We start from the raw sequence: 16653 nt of genomic DNA, 5'->3' as shown, positions 1-16653 counted from the left end.
TTGAATTCAGCACAAGACGAGCAGGACGCCAAGGCGCTGGACGCGCGGCTGCGCGAACGCGCGCTGCTGGCCCGCCCCGTGCCGGACGACCGGCTGATGCTGGCCGACACCACGCTGCTGGCGGCCCTCGACGGCAGCCGGGCGCTGACACCGAATGAGCGTCAGGCGCTGGCCGCGTCGCCGCTGACGCTGCGCCGCTTCCGTCAACTGGCCCTGGAACGCCGCGCTGCGGGCACTCCGGCGGCCAACGACGCGCGGTGGTCCGGCAGCACCGGCATGCTGCGCGCGGCCTCCAGCACCGCTTCGCTGGAGGCGCTGGTCACCGACGACAATTACTGGACGCTGCACTTCGTGCCGCGGGATGGCGGCTGGCAGGTGATCCTGTCGCTGTCGGCGCAAGCGCCGTTTGCCGCGCGGTTGTTGAGCGAACAGCCGCAGTTGCGGGTGATCGACGGCGGCGGCGCCATCGTGCTGCAAGGCCGGCTCGATGCCGACGGCGAGTGCGAGCGCGCCTGGCCGTTCGACACCGCCCCGGCGCCGCATTTTCAAATGTACGGTGCCGGTTTCGCCGTCGAGCCGGTAGCTTAGCCGATCATGGGTTTTTTCACGCGCCGCCGCAAACAGCCCACCGATACCGGTGGGCTGGGCGTGGACCTGATCGCGCTGCGGCTCGACGGGGGCGACGTCGCGCCGGCCGACAGCACGGTGGTGGTGTTCAATGCCGCCGGCCATGCGCGGCGCGCGGCGCCGGGCAAGGTGGCGTGCGAGCAGGGCGAATCGGTGTTCTGCTTCCATCCCGGACCTTATACGGTCGACCTGATACCGTTCGCCGCCGCGCCGGAGTGGGGCCTGCGCTTGCGCTTTGTGGTCGACGCGGCCAATCCGCGCGTGTCGCAGCAGCGCTTCGACCTGTATTTGTACAGCGAGACATCGGGGCGTTTGCAACTGGCGGGCTTCGGCGCGTCGGTGGAGGCGGCGTTGCAGGCGGAGCTGGCGCAAGGCGCGCTGGATCTGCCGCCTTGCACCTCGCTGGATGAATGGCATGCGTTCCGCGCCGGACTGAATCAACTGATGTACACGCGCTACGGCGTGACCGTCGACGACTGCGTGCCGGTCGATCTGGGTGAACAAGTCGATTTCGCCGACATACTCAAAGCCCGCGCCGCGCGCGCGGCCGAAGCCGAGCGTCTCGCCGCCGCCGGAGCATCGGCGCCGGTCATCGATGCACCCGCGCCCGTCGAGTTCCATGTGCTGGACGAGCCGGTATCCGGCCTGCCTTCCGCGCCGGCCGCCGTGCCGCCGCCGCAATTGCGGCCCGAGGCGCACAACGATGCGCAAGCTTTACGGCGCCTGTTCCTGGAATTGCCCGCCGTGAGCCGCGAACTGCGATTGCTGCAACTGCCGGAAGGCCTGCCCGTCTTCGAGCGGCATCAGGCGTTGCTAATGCGTCTGGGCATGGCAAGCTTGAACGTCACCACCATGCCGGCCCTGGCCTGGGCCGCGCCCGACCAGCCGCTGGCCGAGGCGGACCAGAATCGCCGCAGCGGCCACACGCTCGTCGCCCGCGACGCGCTGGATGAAGCCTGGTCGCTGCTGGCGCGCCTTCAACTGGCCGGCCACGAACAATGGCCGCAGTTGTTGGACGAAGCGGACCGCATCTGCGCCAACCTGGAAACCGGCTTGTCGCTGCGCCGCGCGCCATATGCCGAGCGCGTCGAGCCGTCGCTATGACCATCCTGTCCATCACCTCCACGCCGACCATCGCTGAATGCCGCAGCATCCTGGCCGACGGCCGCGTCCTCACCATCACCGCCAGCCGGCGTCCGCGCGCCAACCGCGCCGAGGTCAAATGCAGCGTCCCCGGCGCGCCGGCGATCGCCGAACGTATGCAGGAAGTGGTCCGCCTGGCGCGGCATACCGAAGTGCGTTTCGACAGCCGCGACCAGGTCGTCCTCAGCATGGACATCGCGCCGGGCGACGCGGAGCGCGACTGGGAACTGGCGGCCGTGTTGGCCGACCGTGCCGTGCGGGGCCTGTTCCAGCCTGTTGCGGGCGTGCAAACCGTCGCCCACGGCTGGTCCGACAGGTGGCATCTCGGTCAATTGTCCGGCCGGGCCGATGGCGGCAGCGCCTCCGTCGGCACGATGCAAGTGACCCACCTTGGCGCCTTGACCGGCCACGCCGATCCGTCGGCCGCCGTGTCGACGGTGCGCGCCTGGTTCCCGTTGCACAGCGGGGGCGTCAACGATGAACTGGCGTGGGTGGAGGTCAGCGTGTTTCCGATCGACGCCGGGCCGGCGACCGTCGACGTGTCGGCCAACGCCACGCACACCGCCGCCGCCAACAGCGAGGAAGACACCATCGCCGCGCCGGGGCTGGACCTGAGCGCGCAGCAGGACATCCGCCAGGCGCTGGCCGGGGCGCGCCACTTCGACGGCAAGGGGCTCGGTCGCTGGCGCAGCGTGGTGCGCTTCGGCCAGCCGCGCTTCCAGGGCGGCTCGTACCAGTTGGCGCTGGTGATGGCCGACCGCCTGGCGCGTGGCCGGGAATTCGTGCCGCGCGGGCGCATCATCGCCACCGGCTGCTCGAGCGCATGGCATGCCGGCCGCGTGGACACGGTCGAGGGACGCGAACCGAAACTGGAGTTGATACTAAGGCAAGTCAACGCGGGCGACAGGGTGCTGCTGCCCAAGGCCTGGGAGGCGGGGCTGCCACCCGGATTCAGGGCCGATTTGCGCCAAAAAGGCGCGACTTTGGCCTGTATAGACCGTATTGGCATGATTTAAGCTAGCGCTGAATCGTGCGCAAGAGTGAAACCGGCTTGCCCTGCTAAAATCGGCGGATGACAGGGTGGCACGGAAGATGAATCGAAGAAGGAGTCTGACATGTTCCAAATGTTTGGTTTTGGCGGCGTTAAATGCCCGCGGTGCGAGCACAAAAACGATGACCAGTCGGGCTACTGCAAGCATTGCGGTTTGACCCTGGGCGCGCCGCGCAACGAGCCGGTCCTGCGCGATAACCGCTGGATTCCCGGCGACGACGAGCTGGCGGTTTATTTCGGCGTCAGCGCCTTGTCCGGCATCTTCACCAAGACGCTGCGCGTGCCGGCCACTTCGCGCGCCTACATCCTGCAAGCCGACAAGGCGACCGAAGTGCCGCAGGGCGAATACGAGATCGAGGGCTTCTTCACCCGGCTCAATCACCTGCTGCGCAACCAGAATGCCGAGATCCTGATCACTCGCAGCGCGCCGTTGCCGGTGGAGTTTTCGTTCAGCGACCTGCAAACGGCCGAACACCTGAAGATTTCCGCGCGCTTCACCGTCGCCATCCGCATCGAGAACGTGCCGGCCTTCGCGCAGCACTTCATGACCGTGCCCGGCGTCGTCAGCACGCTGCACCTGCACGAACTGTTGTCGCCATCGGTGCGTCAGCTGGCGGCCGAATTTGTCGGCGGCCGTTCGATGCGCGACATGGCGCAAAACGCCGATCTGCGCCTGCAACTGGACGAGCGCCTGCAGGCCGCGCTCAAACTGCGGCTGGCCGCCTACGGCCTGGCGGTGGAGCGGGTCGAGACGGCGGCGCTGCGCCACGATAAATTCGACCATAACCGCGAGCGCATCGGCACCCTGTGGCTGGTGGCCGACGAGCGCCATGTGCAGCTCGAACATGTCAAACAGCTCGACCAGATCTACGACGAGGAGGAATGGCAGGCCATCTGGCGCGAGGAGCAGAAGATGCGCTCCGACTTCCGCCGCGCGGAGCTGCGCCAGGACGCCAGCGTCAACAAGGCCGAACTGACGTTGAAGGAAAGCGAGCGGATACAGTCGCTGCGCGCGCGCGAGGTGGAGCTTTACAGCCGCGTCATGGAATCGAAAACCCGCAAGGTTGCCCTGGACAAGGGCGCCGGCACCGTCCTGGCCGACCTGGAACACGAACTGGCGAAGAGCAAGTCGCACCGCGCCGGCGAGCAGGCCGACTGGGAGCATGTGCGCCAGCTGGCGCAGATCAAAATGCGCACCGAGCTGGAAGTGCTGCAGCAGACCGCCGCCGAGCAGCGCCAGTTGGCGCAGCAGCGCTTGTCGCACCAGCTGCGCCAGCAGGCGATTGAAAACCAGATCGCGCAAGCGCTGCTGATCGAGGACGAATCGCAACGCCGCAACGAGCTGGCGGCGTTGCGCCAGCGCGAAAAAGACGAGAAGGCGCGCGAGCTGCAAGTGGAGTCGGAAGCCCACGAAGCGCGCATCCAGGGCATGACCCTGGCCGGCGCGGCGCGCCGCCGGGAGGCCGAGCGGGTGCGGGAATGGGAAGACCAGCTCGCGCTGGCGCGCCAGCGCGAGCTGCTGCGCGGCGACGCCGTCAAGGACGCCGCCAACGCCGTGCAGGTGGCGGAGATCAACCAGAAGATCGAGGAGCTGAAGCGAGCCGGCGCGCAGGCCGACTCCATCGCACAGTACGAAAAGCTGTTGCGCACGATCGAGGCGGACGGCATCCACGCGCGCCAGAACCAGGCCAACAGCAAACAGGTATTGCTGGACCAGTTGGCGGTCAACGAGCAGCGCCAGATCCTCAAGCAAAAGGAGCAAGAGGCCGAATGGCAGCGCGAGCTGAAAAAGCTGGAACACGAGCGCGAAGAGAAGTTCGCGCGCTGGAAGGGCGAGTACGACGTGCTGCTGGCGCAGCAATCGCACGAAATCAAGCGCATCGAAACCATCGGCGGCTTGAGCGACACCGGCAAGGTGGCCACCGCCGCCGAGCCGAATGCCCAGGCGCTGTCGCAGATCATGAAGATGCAGATCCAGGGCGGCATGTCGGCCGAGCAGATACAGGCGCTGGCCAACGTGGTGGCCGCCGAACATGGCATGACGCCGGCGGAAGCGTCGCAGCAGGCCTACGAACGGGTGCTCGAAGAGCGCGCGCACCGTGACGCGGAATTGGACAAGGATCGCCGCCATCAGCTCGACTTGCTCAACGTGCAGAACGCGGCCAGCGCCAGCGCGCTGACAACCCAGAGCCAGTTGGGTATCGGCGTCGCGCGCGCCGGCGTGCCTTTGCCGGCCACGCCGAAAAGCGTGGGTTACTGCGTCAACGGCCACCCGACGCGGATAGACCACCCCCACGACAAGTTCTGCGCCCAATGCGGCGTCCCGTTAACGTAGGGCGGATTAGGCGGAACGCCGTAATCGGCCATGCATGGGCCCTCGGTGCGCATATATGGCCGATTACGCTGCGCTAATCCGCCCTACGTGATTTAGATGAGCGCAGGCGCCGATAGCCCAGCGTCAGTCCCCAACGCCAAACAGCAGGAACGGTTACACTTCAGTCAATGATGCAAACGGCAAGAGACAAGATCCGCGAACTGCGGGCCTTACATGAAGACGGTCTGTTAAGCCTCCAAGAGTTCGACCGTCGCAAGAACGCCATCCTGGATGCGGAGTACGCGCCGCCGGGAGGCAGCGCCACGCCGGTCCCGATGCCGGTGCGCCAAGGCACGGAACTGGGACTGATGTCGGGCCAGGAGATCGGTCCGCAAAACCGCCGCTACCGGCTGGAGCGCCTGATCGGCATGGGCGGCATGGGGCAGGTGTGGCAAGCCACGGACCTGGCCACGCACGCGGAGCTTGGCCACAGCGAGATGGTCGCGCTGAAAATCCTGCCGCCGCAGCTGACCCAAAGCGCCACTCACGCCAAGCTGTTGATCGAGGAAGCGACCCAGGCGCGCAAGCTCGCACACGAAAACATCGTCCGCGTCTACGAATGGGCGCAGGACCCGGCCACCTCCAGCTACTTCATCATCATGGAATACCTGGAAGGCCAGGACCTGGATGCCTACCTGGCCGCGCAAGGGCCGCTGCCGCTGGAGGCGGTCTTCAAGCTGCTGTCGCCGGTCGGCGACGCGCTGCAATACGCGTGGGAGAAGCACAAGCTGGTCCACCGCGACATCAAACCCGGCAACGTCTTCCTGACCCGGCGCAGCGAAATCAAATTGCTCGATTTCGGCATCGCCTCGCGCGCGCGCAGCGCCGGCAGCAGCCTCGGTCTGCAGACGCCCAACGCCGGGACGGTTGGCTACCGAGCGCCGGAAGCGGGCACGCATCAACGCCAGCCCGCGCCCAAGCTCGATGTGTACGCGGTGGCCGTGATGATCTACCAACTGCTGGAGGGCCGCATGCCGTTCGACGACATGCGGCCCGCCGACTTTCATCCATCGCCGCCGCATGGTTTGAACGATCGCCAATGGCAGGTGCTGCAAACCGGCTTCGCCTATCAGCAGGAGCGGCGCCCGGCGTCGGTCAACGAGTTGCTGGCGCAGCTGCAGCGGGCCACCGGGCCGACCGACGAGGAACTGGCCGCGCTGGCCGCGCAGAAGGCGGCGCAGCAGGAGAAGGACCAGCAGGAGCACCAAGAGCGCGAGCGGCAGCGCAAGAAGGAGTTGGCGGCGCAGGCCGAGCAAGCCCGCCTGACGGAACAGAAGCGGCAGGCGCAGGCGGTGGAACTGGCCGCTCGCCGCGAGGCCGAGGCCAAGGCCGCCGCGCTGGAGAAGGTGCGGCTCGACCAGCAACGACGCGCGCTGGAGGCCAGGCAGCGCGCGGAGGCGGAAGCCGCCGCGCAGGCACGCAAGCAAACTTTGCGCGAGCAATTGCAGGCGCGCCGCGACGCCGACGCCAAGAAAGCCCGCGACGAGCGCGAAGCGCAGCAGCGCAAGGCCGCGCAGCTGAAGGCGGAGGCGGCGTATCGCGCGGAGCAGGAGCGCCACCGCAAGCAGCTGGCCGAGCGCAACGCCGCAGAACTGGCCGCGTTGATGCCGACGGCGGGCAGCCCCGTGGCCGACCCCAGCGGCGTGCTGCGCGACCGCTTTATCGACGGTACCGGTGTCGGTCCCGATCTGGTGCTGATTCCCACCGGGCGTTTTCAGATGGGGTCCCACGAACATGAACACGCGGTGGCGATCAAGGCGGGCGCGCAGAAGAACTGGCTGGACCGGGAGACGCCGCAGCACTGGGTCGGCATCGAACAGCCGATCGCGATGGGCCGCTTTCCGGTGACGGTGGGGCAGTGGCGCCAGTTCGTCCGCGCCACAGGCTGGGAATCGCAGTCCGATACCGACTGGCGCGCGCCCGGTTTCGCGCAGGACGACGACCATCCGGTGATCGGCGTCAGCTGGATGGACGTGCAGCTGTATCTGCGCTGGCTGTCCGAAAAGACCGGCCAGACCTACCGCTTGCCCAGCGAATCCGAATGGGAGTACGCCTGCCGCGCCGGCACCAAGACCGCCTTCAGTTTCGGCGACAGCATCACCACCGATCAGGCCAACTACGACGGCAACTACACCTACAACGGCAGCGCGCGCGGCGCCTTCCGCCAGGGGACCAGCAAGGCCGGCACCTTCCCGCCCAATCCCTGGGGCCTGTTCGATATGCACGGCAACGTGTGGGAGTGGACCCAGGACGTGGTCCACGACAGCTACGTGGGCGCTCCGGTCGACGGCAGCGCGTGGGAGGAGGGCGGCGACAACGTACGGCGGATACTGCGCGGCGGCTCATGGTTGTACAACCCGCGCTACTTGCGCTCTTCCGTGCGCAACGGGTTCTCGGCGGTGCTGGCCAACGATATCGTTGGCTTCCGCGTCGCCCGCAAACTGGTCTAGCAGTAGATGGGGGTGTATACTGCCGCCTTCTTTGCTGTACAACCTCCAGGACCCACGATGAGCGCTTTGCCCCCATGCCCGAAATGTCATTCCGAATTCACCTACGAAGATGGCGCCCAGCTGGTGTGCCCGGAATGCGCGCACGAGTGGAGTGCGACGGCCGCCGACGCCGCCGATGAGGGCGCGCGCGTCTACCGCGACTCGGTCGGGAACATTCTGCAGGATGGCGACACAGTCACCGTCATCAAGGATCTGAAGCTCAAGGGCGGTGGCGGCACCGTCAAAGTCGGCACCAAGGTCAAGAACATCCGTCTGGTCGACAGCGACCACGATATCGACTGCAAGATCGAAGGATTCGGCGCCATGAGCCTGAAGACGGAATTCGTCAAGAAAGTGGTGTGACGCTTCCCCGTTTAGGGGAGGCGAAACTCTCCTAAACGGTGTAAATTGTGGGTTCTGATTATCGCCCACAAGGAATACGGAATGACTATCAAAGTACTGCGCGATCAATCGCTGCCGATGCGACACATCGTCCACGTGCGCAACCACATCGTATCGACCGACGGTTCGGTGGAAGAAGGCGGCAACGACGCCGGCCCGTCGCCGCACGACCTGTACGACGCGGCGCTGAGCGCCTGCAAGGCGCTCACGGTGGTCTGGTTCGCCAAGCGCAAGAACATCCCGCTCGAACATGTGGAAGTGAGCATGGAGCGCGACGCCAGCGAAGAGCGCCAGGGTGTCTACCGCCTGGCCGCCACCTTGCACCTGACAGGTAATCTGAGCGACACCCAACGCGCCGAGCTGCTGGCCGCCGCGCAGAAATGTCCGATCCATAAATTGATGACGTCCGTGACCACCGAAGTCACCACCGTTCTGGGATAAGCCGATGACGATCTCCAATCTGTTGAAGGGCCATGAAAAAGATCTGGGCGGCGGCTTTGTCGTGCGCCGTTATCTGCCGTCCGCCATCAAGCAGGCCGTGGGCCCGTTTATCTTCTTCGACCATTTCGGCCCGGTCGACGTGCCGCTCGACGCCGACCACGACGTGCGTCCGCATCCGCACATCGGGCTGGCGACGGTGACCTATCTGTTCGAGGGCGCGATGGATCACCGCGACAGCATCGGCACCTTCCAGCGCATCGAACCCGGTGCGATCAACTGGATGACGGCGGGGCGCGGCATCGTCCACTCCGAGCGCACGCCGAAGGATTTGGTCGGCAAGCCGCACCGCACGCACGGCTTGCAGCTGTGGGCCGCGCTGCCGGTGGCGCACGAGGAGGACGAGCCGGGGTTTTGCCATACGCCGTCCGCCGATATTCCGGAGCTGACGGTTGATGGCGCGCGGGTGCGGGTGCTGATCGGCACCGCGTTCGGCAGGACCTCGCCGGTCAAGACCTTTAGCCGCACCTTGTATCTGGATGTGATGTTGAAGGCGGGGCAGGAGTTGGCCTTGAGCGGTTTGCCGGAGGAAGCGGCGATCTATCCGGTGGGCGGCGATCTGGAGATCGACGGCACGCCGCTGGAGAAACATAATATGGCGCTCCTCGATACTGGCAGCACGCAGCGGGTGAAGTCGACGTCGGAAGCGCACTTTGTGGTGATTGGCGGCGAGCCGCTGGATGGGCGGCGCTTCATGTCGTGGAATTTCGTCTCGTCGAGCAAGGAGCGTATTGTGAAGGCCGGCGAGGACTGGGAGGCGCAGCGCTTCGACAAGGTGCCAGGCGAGACGGAGTGGATACCGCTGCCGGTCAAGAAGCCGGCGGGCGGGCAGTACCTGTAAGTCGTGCGTCGTTGGCGGCTCCGTGGCGGATTACGGCGTTCCGCCTAATCCGCCCTACGTGTCTCCGAGGCATGCCGATGGCGCCATGAATGCACGTTCCGACGCGCGTCTCCTATCGGCCAAGGCCTTTGCGCACGCGCCGCGCGCAGACACGTAGGGCGGATTAGCGAAGCGTAATCCGCCATTTCCGAGCCGCCGGTCAGCCACCCGGAATGATACGCTCCGCCTTGAGCCGCTCGAACAAATCAAAAAACGCATCCGGCGTGCTCTGATACGCCAAAAAACCCGCCTTGCGGCTCTTGGTCATATCCGCGAGGACTTCCATCGGCCGGCCCAAGTCCGCGTCCGTATGCCACCACGACGCGAGCTTGCCGATATCACTTTCCGCCAGCCCGTGCCGTCCCGCGATGTCCTCCCACGCGCGCGGCGCATCATCCATCCTGCCCTCCAACGGCTGGACAACCCCGTCGAACGGCGCCGCCTCGACACCGAAATACTCCGCCAGCTTGGGCCACAGCCACTTCCACCTGAACACATCCCCATTGACGACATTAAAGTCCTCGTTGGCGCCCGCCGCGCTGGTCGCCGCCCATTCCAGATGCGCCGCCAGCAGCCGCGCGTCGGTCATATCCGTCAATCCGTCCCACTGCGCAGCCGATCCCGGGAACACGAACGGCGCGCCGGATTCCTTACACAGCGTCGCATAGGCGGCCAAGGTCAAACCCATATTCATCGCATTGCCCACCGCGTAACCGATCACCGTATGCGGACGATGAACACTCCAGCTATAGCCGCCCTGTGCCGCCGCCGCGAACAAACGGTCTTCCTGCTCATAATAGAAATTGTCGACCGGCTTGCGTCCTTGCTCTTCCCTGAACGGCGTCTCGGGAACCGCGCCGGTCGCATACGCCTCGAAAGGTCCGAGGTAATGCTTCAAACCCGTCACCAGCGCCGCGTGCTTCAGGGTGGCCGCGTCCTTCAAAGCATCGAGCACATTGCTGACCATCGCTCCATTGACGCGGATGTTCTCTTTCTCGTTGGCCTGGCGCGCCCACGCGGTGAAAAACACATGGGTGACGGCGCGCCCGGCGAGCGCCTGCGCCACATCGTCGCGCGAGGTCAGATCCGCGCGTATCGGCTCGACGCCGGCCAGCAGCGGCGTGCGGCCGCGCGACAGGCCCAGGACCGACCAGCCATTGCCCAGCAGCCGCTCGGCCAGCGCGCTACCCGTGACGCCGCTGGCGCCAACGATCAATGCGATATTTTTCATGCGAACACTCCCTCAATTAAGCGATAAGGAATGATAATCGCGAAAGGAATTCGTATTTACGATAAGATTTCAATCAATTCATGAAAATTATTCCGCTAACTCGACCAGTGAACGCTTCCGACCATCTCAAAGACATCGCCTACTTCGTGCAAGCCGCCGACGCCGGCAGCTTCACCGTCGCCGCCGCCCGGCTGCAGCTGAGTAGCTCCGCCGTCAGCAAAAGCCTGGCGCGGCTGGAAGCGCGGCTCGGCGTCAAACTGTTCGAGCGCAGCACGCGCAGCCTGACCCTGACCGACGCCGGCCGCAAATACCACGAGACCTGCCGGCGCGTGCTGATGGAGCTCGGCGAGACCGAAGCCGCGCTGGCGCAGGACGCCGAACCTGCTGGTCGCCTGGTGCTCGGCTTGCCGGCGACGTTCGGCCGCCTGCGCGTCATGCCGGAACTGCTGCGCTTTTGCGGACAGTATCCGAATCTGCGCCCGCAGGTCACCTTCACCGACCGTTTTGTCGACGTCCAGGAGGAGGGGCTGGACCTGGCGGTGCGCATCGGCGGGCCAGCCCACTGGCCGGCATCGCTGGGACACGTTCACCTGGGCGACGAACGCCTGATTTTCTGCGCCACTCCCGTCTATCTGGCGCGGCGCGGAACGCCGCACTCGATCGCCGAGCTGGCGCTGCACGATTGCGTCGTCTACGGGCGCGCCGACGGCACCGCGAGTCCATGGCTGTTCGCATCCGCCGGCGGGCAGACCGAGCGCCGCACCATGGCGCACCGGATCATGGCCGGCGACGGCGAGGCGCAGATGACGGCGGTGCTGGCGGACATGGGCGTGGCGCAGCTGGCGACCTGGCTGGTGCGGGAGCATCTGGCGTCGGGCGCGGTGGTGGAGGTGATGGCGGAGCGGGCGATCGACGGGCTGCCGCTGCACGTGGTGTGGCCGTTGGCGCGCCCGATGTCGCCCAAGGTCGCGGCGCTGCTCGATCAGTTGAAGGCGACGCTGAAAATACGTTAGGCGGTGTGCATGTCGCGCGCGGAGACGGTGTTGTACATGTCGGCGGCGCCGGTGCGGATGATCCAGTGCTCCGGATACGGATCGCTGGCGAAACGGCTGTGGCGCGGAATGCGGCTCAGCTTTTCCAGCGACACGCCCGGCGCCAGCGCGGTCTCCTTGCCGGTCAGCTGGTCGAGGTGCCAGAAGCCGCCGTCGCGGTGCAGCAGCAGCGGCAGCGCGGCCGCGTGCGGCGCGGCGGCAAACGATTTGACCGGGTAACCGGGATGCGTTTCCGGCATCAGCACGTAGAAGCATTCGGCGTTCGCGCCCTGGTCGATGCGGTGCAGGATCACGCCGTGCGGCATGATGGCCGACACCGACAGCACGACGATGCCCTTGATGCTGGCGCTCAGCTCGATGCGCATGCCGAGGCGCAGCGTGGTCGGTTTGTGCTTGCCCGGCCAGACGCCGTCCAGCAGGATGCCGTAACGGGACACGTCTTCGATCTCGAAGCCCTGGCCGCAGCGGCGTATTACAGCGTGGCGGCCGGACAGTCGCCGGGTCAGGCCGTTGGTGTCCTGGCCGTCGGCGGTGTAGTGGGTCAGCATCACGTCGGATTCCGGATCGACCAGTTCAAAGCGTCCCAGCACGCATTCCTCCATCGCGAACAGTCGGATCTGACGCTGCGCGCCGCTCTCCGGCGCGGCGTTGACGAAGCTGGCCGCGCGGCTGGCGTGCGGATGCACTGCGTTGGTGACGGGGATGTCGATCTCGATGAGGTCTTCGTCCCAGGCGATGGTCGTGAAGCCCAGGTCCACTTTGCCGGCCGGCGCGTTCAGGTCCAGATGCGCGATGCCGGCGTTGCGGGCGGTGACGTCGATATCAAGACTGTCGCCGCCTTGCGCGCTGACGCGGGCGATGGAGGCGTCGTCCGCCATCACGCGCACGTTCTTGTGGGTGCTCAGGAAGATGCGGTGGATCTCGGTCAATGTCGCGTCGAGGCGCGGCACCAGGATGACGAAGGTGCACACCCATTTGCGGGCCGCCATGCCGGTGTGCTGGCTAAGCAGCTCGATACTGATCTGGTATTGGCCGTGCTCTTTGCCGCGCGACGAAAACTCGACGAATACCGGACGCCATTCGCCATTGGTGGCGCGCACGAACTGCTGGCGCGCGGCGCCGTTGGGGATCAGGTCCGACTGCAGTTGCAGCGTCAGTTGCGGCGCGCAGGCGTCGGGCATGCCACGCAGTTCCATCTTCAGCGTTTGACGGCCGCCGGCGGCGCGCGGGTCGAAGCCGCTGATATGCAATTGCGGGCGCTCGGATTGGGCGCGTTGCAGCGGCCGGGCGTAACCCGATGGCGCGCTGGTGATGGCGGACGATGCGGCGGAAGGTGCGACGAAAAGCGGCGCGGCTATGCTGGTGTCGGCGGTAGCCGGCGTCGTCGCCGGACCACCGGCGCGGGCGCTGCGCACGGCGCTCAGCAGGTCATAGCTGGACGGCTCGGCTTGGGCGTGACCGCCTTCGCAAGCTTGTTCTCCAGACATGACCCAATAGGTGCAATGCGGATGCTGGGCATTACTGCATTTTTTCATGGCATACCGACCGATGGAATACCTGTCAGTTTATGCGGTTTACGCGGTCCTTGGCAATTAAACGCGCACCTGACCGGCATATTTTTGCCCTAAGGCACATGCGGCGATCAAGACGCAACACTTACCCCTCTTTAACGCTCAAAAATGCGGCGGGATTGATGCCGCCGGCAGTGCCGTTTCGTCAAGATTGCGGATTTCCGGGGACGGCGCGGGTTGTGCAAATCGCATCACGATGGCCGTCACGTTGTCGATGTGGAGGTTGACCGGCGGATGGTCGGCGTAATCATTGAATAAGGCGTCGAGCGCGGCGCCGGCGGAGTGGCCCGGCCGAACCATCAGCGCCGGCCAGCGGGCGGTCCAGGGCAGCGGACGGCCGCACGACCAGAAGCCGTCGGTGGCCAGCAAATAGGTGGCGTCGGCGCGGACCGTCACCGCGCGGCGGTCGGACAGGTGCCGCAGGAACGGCGGCAGGTTGGCCGCGTCCAGCGGCAGCAGGCCGTCCTCCAGCACCTGCGGATTGGCGAAGGCGTTGCCCAGGATGTAGGCCTGCGAGATCTGCGACCGGTGCTCGCCGTGCACCTGCTGCCACCATTCCTCTTCACCCAGCAGTCCGTGCATCGCGAAGCAGGTGGCCGGCACATGGTCCACCGTCAGCGGCCGGACGGTTTGCGCGGTGATTTCGTACAGCCGCGAATCGCCGGCGTGGTACAGCATCGGCGCTTGGCCGGGCGGGATTTCCAGCAGCGTGAGCGTGGTGCCGGGACGGCGGAAGCCGTCGGTATCGCCGGGCTGGCGGAAGCGCTGTTGAAGTTCGTCGTGCAGGCGGTCCAGGTGCTCGCCCAGTTGCTCCAGCGTGCCGCATGCGGGCACGCGCAGCAGGCCGTCGGCGACCGCCTCGGCGGCCTCGCGTCCGTGGCCGTGGCCACCCATGCCGTCCATGACGGCGAGGCGCACATGGCCTTGCGGCCAGTTCGCGAGCGTGGCCGACTGGCCGGTTTGGTCGCGCAGGAATACCGCGCGTCCGCTGGCATCGATGACGAGCAGATTGTCCTGGTTTTCCGGCACTTGCAGTTTGCTGATGCTGGCGCTGCTGCGGGCCGCGATATCGAGCGAGGGGCCGAAGTCCAGCATGTCGGTGATTCTTGTCATCGTGGCGGGCGGCGCGGCGCGGAGTCCGAAAAGCCACAGCTTAGCTGAAAAACCCGCGCCTGCGGAAGCGGGCGATGAAGTGTGCGCGGAAGTGTGCGCGGACGGGAAGGCGGGCTCGCTGCGCGGATGCGTCATTCGCCGCCCCGGCGCAGCCACAAGCTGCTGACCCAGCCCGTTTGTTCATGGCCGCCGGCCCCGGTTGTGACCTGCCACCAGTCGCCTTCGCGCACGCCGGTGGGCGTGACGGTGGCGCCGGCCGGCACGGTGGCCAGGCGCGCCGCATGCACCCCGGCGGCCTTGCGCACGTTCAGGTCGCGGTGTACCTGGAAGGGCCTGCCGGTAATGAGTTCGGGCGGGAGCCGAGTCGGCGAGGATGCCGCCGCCCGCATGTCAGGCGACGATCGATTCGCGGCGCCTTCGAGCGTGCCCGCCGCGGCCGGCCGCGTACCCTGTACCGCATACAGGATCAGGCTACCGAAACCCCATGCGCCCACCACCATGATCAGCAGCGCGCGCGCGTTGGCGCGACGCCACCATCGATTCGGGGTCAGATAGGCGGCCAGGAAAAGTGTGATCACCAGTCCCGTCGCGAACGCGCAGACCGCGTAGAGTTTTGCCGTCTCCATCGCAGGTCCCTCAGGCGTCGAAGCGCAGCACGTAATGGCCGGCGACGAGATGGTGACCGGTAGGCAGCAGATACGGCGCGTCGGTGCCCGTGTCGCCGACGCTGGCGACGAACTCCATTTTTTCGTTCAGGTGGTACAGGCCCTGGGTGGCGGTCAGCCGGCCGATCTTGTAGCCATCCGATGTCGCTTCAAAACTGAAAGCGTTGCGCGACAGGCCGATGCGGTCGGCGCTGGCCCCGTTGACGCCATCGGCGCGCTTGATGAAGCGGGGCGAGTCGAGTATGCGCAGCGCCGACAGCATCGGCGAATTGCGCCCGAAGGTGAAGCGCGCGCCGCCGGCCACCGCCGCGCCGACAGGCTGGGCGAGACAGAGCAGGGCGCGATAGCGGTCGGCCATTTCCGGCGCCGCCGGCAGCAGCCGGATCGCGCGCCCGTCGACCGGCGAGAACGTGGATGGCGCGTTGATGCGTTGGCGGCCTTCGGCGGTGCAGGCATACAGCTCGTCGGCCGCGTCGACCACGAAACTGATGACGGGCGCCGCATCGGCGGACAAGGCGAGCGCGCGGTCGAAAGGCAGCTCCAGCGTCTGGGCGCCGGTGTCGCGATAGCGGCTCAGGCGGGGCAGGGCCAGCGCCACCAGGTTGACGCGCTGCCGGGACACCGGCGCGTAGGTGGCGTCGCTTTCCCCCGGCTTGTTGGCCGGCTTGTGGCTGACCGGCACGGCCGTCAGCTCCAGCGGAGCGCCGTCGGCGCGGCTTTGCCATACAGCCGGCCTGGCCGGCGTGGCGTGGGCGGCCGGCGCCTGCATGGGCGCCGGATTGATACTGATGCCTTCTCCGGCGCCGGACTGCGTGCCGACGGGCGCGCCCGAGGCGCGGGCGATCTTGAGCATGAGACGGGGGCTGCCGCCCGGCGCCTCGCGCTGGGATTTGATGGTGTAGTAGCCGCTGCGCGGATCGAAGCGGCACTCGAAGGCATCCTTGGGACGCATCTGCACCACCGGCGCCGCGTCGGGACCGTCGTTGATGATCAGGATCGCGCCTTCGGGGCCGAACGGCCAGCAGTTCGCGGTCACGCTGGCCGCACCGCCTTCGCCGCCGATCAGCGCCAGGCGCTGGTTCGGATAGATCGGGCAGACCGGATGCCAGATCGCGCTGTCGCGCGAAACGCTGACGTCGAAGAGGATTTTTTCGTCGGCCGCCGGCAAATACACGGCGTGGCCGAACTTGACTTCGATCTCGCCCGGCGACAGCGCCTCGGTGCCGATCACGTCGTAGCGCACCTGGTCGCCGCCCAGCAGATCGCCGAAGTCCTTCTGATGCAATGCCGTCAGGGTCTGCGCCAGGTCGCGGGCGCGGGCGCCGCGCGTGAGGTGGTAGTCGTCATCGACGTCCTCCTGCGGCAGCATTAGCGTCACGTGGGAGAAGCAGCGGGTGGCGGCGCGGCCCTTGTGCTCGCGCGGGCTGCGTTCCAGCAGGTCGCGCAGCAGCGGACGGCGAGAAAAAAGCGCCAGGCCGGGAGCCTGCCAGATCGCCTCGCCGTTGAAAACGTCGGGAAGACGGCCCAGGACTTCGTGTTGGACATAGATCGGCATGA

General features: G+C 66.6%; 14 protein-coding genes. 9 read left to right on the top strand and 5 right to left on the bottom strand.

All coding sequences use genetic code 11. From position 1 onward, the window contains the following. The 8 genes from AC07P1_RS21735 to AC07P1_RS21700 all read left to right on the top strand — a co-directional run bounded on the left by AC07P1_RS21735 (window position 1) and on the right by AC07P1_RS21700 (window position 9425). On the top strand, window positions 1-588 hold the full coding sequence (locus tag AC07P1_RS21735; protein ID WP_494697789.1) for a hypothetical protein: 588 nt from the start codon (window positions 1-3) through the stop codon (window positions 586-588). Window positions 589-594: 6 nt separating this feature from the next. Further along, complete coding sequence (locus AC07P1_RS21730) at window positions 595-1731, top strand: hypothetical protein (RefSeq protein WP_494697788.1); 1137 nt, start codon at window positions 595-597, stop codon at window positions 1729-1731. Beyond that, window positions 1728-2786 carry a hypothetical protein gene (locus AC07P1_RS21725; RefSeq protein ID WP_494697787.1) on the top strand — a complete coding sequence of 353 codons (1059 nt, stop codon included), beginning with the start codon at window positions 1728-1730 and terminating at the stop codon, window positions 2784-2786. Before AC07P1_RS21730 ends, AC07P1_RS21725 begins: the two co-directional genes overlap by 4 nt. Window positions 2787-2885: 99 nt before the next feature. Further along, entirely contained in the window at window positions 2886-5156 is a 2271-nt protein-coding gene (locus tag AC07P1_RS21720) for a hypothetical protein (protein ID WP_494697786.1), read from the top strand. 167 nt (window positions 5157-5323) lie between these two features. Then, a complete protein-coding gene (locus tag AC07P1_RS21715; RefSeq protein ID WP_494697785.1) occupies window positions 5324-7645 on the top strand; it encodes an SUMF1/EgtB/PvdO family nonheme iron enzyme in 2322 nt (773 codons plus the stop codon). A 57-nt stretch (window positions 7646-7702) separates the two neighbouring features. Next, window positions 7703-8047, top strand: coding sequence for a zinc ribbon domain-containing protein YjdM (locus tag AC07P1_RS21710; RefSeq protein ID WP_494697784.1), 345 nt, complete (start codon window positions 7703-7705; stop codon window positions 8045-8047). Window positions 8048-8128: 81 nt separating this feature from the next. Continuing rightward, the gene (locus AC07P1_RS21705; protein WP_494697783.1) at window positions 8129-8527 is read left to right on the top strand and encodes an OsmC family protein; all 399 of its coding nucleotides are present in this window, start codon (window positions 8129-8131) and stop codon (window positions 8525-8527) included. A 4-nt stretch (window positions 8528-8531) separates the two neighbouring features. Then, window positions 8532-9425: a pirin family protein gene (locus tag AC07P1_RS21700; protein ID WP_494697782.1), complete on the top strand. Its 894-nt coding sequence runs from the start codon at window positions 8532-8534 to the stop codon at window positions 9423-9425. 199 nt (window positions 9426-9624) lie between these two features. Here the strand turns inward: AC07P1_RS21700 and AC07P1_RS21695 are convergent, their stop codons facing one another. Continuing rightward, window positions 9625-10695, bottom strand: a complete 1071-nt coding sequence (locus tag AC07P1_RS21695) for an SDR family oxidoreductase (protein WP_494697781.1) — start codon at window positions 10693-10695, stop codon at window positions 9625-9627. Between the two features lie 80 nt (window positions 10696-10775). Here AC07P1_RS21695 and AC07P1_RS21690 point away from each other — a divergent pair, with 80 nt between their 5' ends. Next, window positions 10776-11708 (top strand): LysR family transcriptional regulator, encoded by a 933-nt coding sequence (locus AC07P1_RS21690; RefSeq protein ID WP_494697780.1) that lies wholly within the window; start codon window positions 10776-10778, stop codon window positions 11706-11708. Here AC07P1_RS21690 and AC07P1_RS21685 read toward each other — a convergent pair. The 4 genes from AC07P1_RS21685 to AC07P1_RS21670 all read right to left on the bottom strand — a co-directional run bounded on the left by AC07P1_RS21685 (window position 11705) and on the right by AC07P1_RS21670 (window position 16651). Next, entirely contained in the window at window positions 11705-13234 is a 1530-nt protein-coding gene (locus AC07P1_RS21685) for an FHA domain-containing protein (protein WP_494697779.1), read from the bottom strand. The genes AC07P1_RS21690 and AC07P1_RS21685 overlap by 4 nt on opposite strands. Window positions 13235-13420: 186 nt before the next feature. Continuing rightward, entirely contained in the window at window positions 13421-14431 is a 1011-nt protein-coding gene (locus tag AC07P1_RS21680; protein WP_494697778.1) for a protein phosphatase, read from the bottom strand. A gap of 131 nt (window positions 14432-14562) precedes the next feature. Next, window positions 14563-15057, bottom strand: a complete 495-nt coding sequence (locus AC07P1_RS21675) for an SH3 domain-containing protein (protein ID WP_494697777.1) — start codon at window positions 15055-15057, stop codon at window positions 14563-14565. Between the two features lie 10 nt (window positions 15058-15067). Beyond that, on the bottom strand, window positions 15068-16651 hold the full coding sequence (locus AC07P1_RS21670) for a hypothetical protein (protein WP_494697776.1): 1584 nt from the start codon (window positions 16649-16651) through the stop codon (window positions 15068-15070). Between the last annotated feature and the right edge of the window lie 2 nt (window positions 16652-16653).

This window comes from Duganella sp. GW821-FHT07F09 (assembly GCF_059418705.1).
This window is presented reverse-complemented; position numbering and strand designations above follow the sequence as displayed.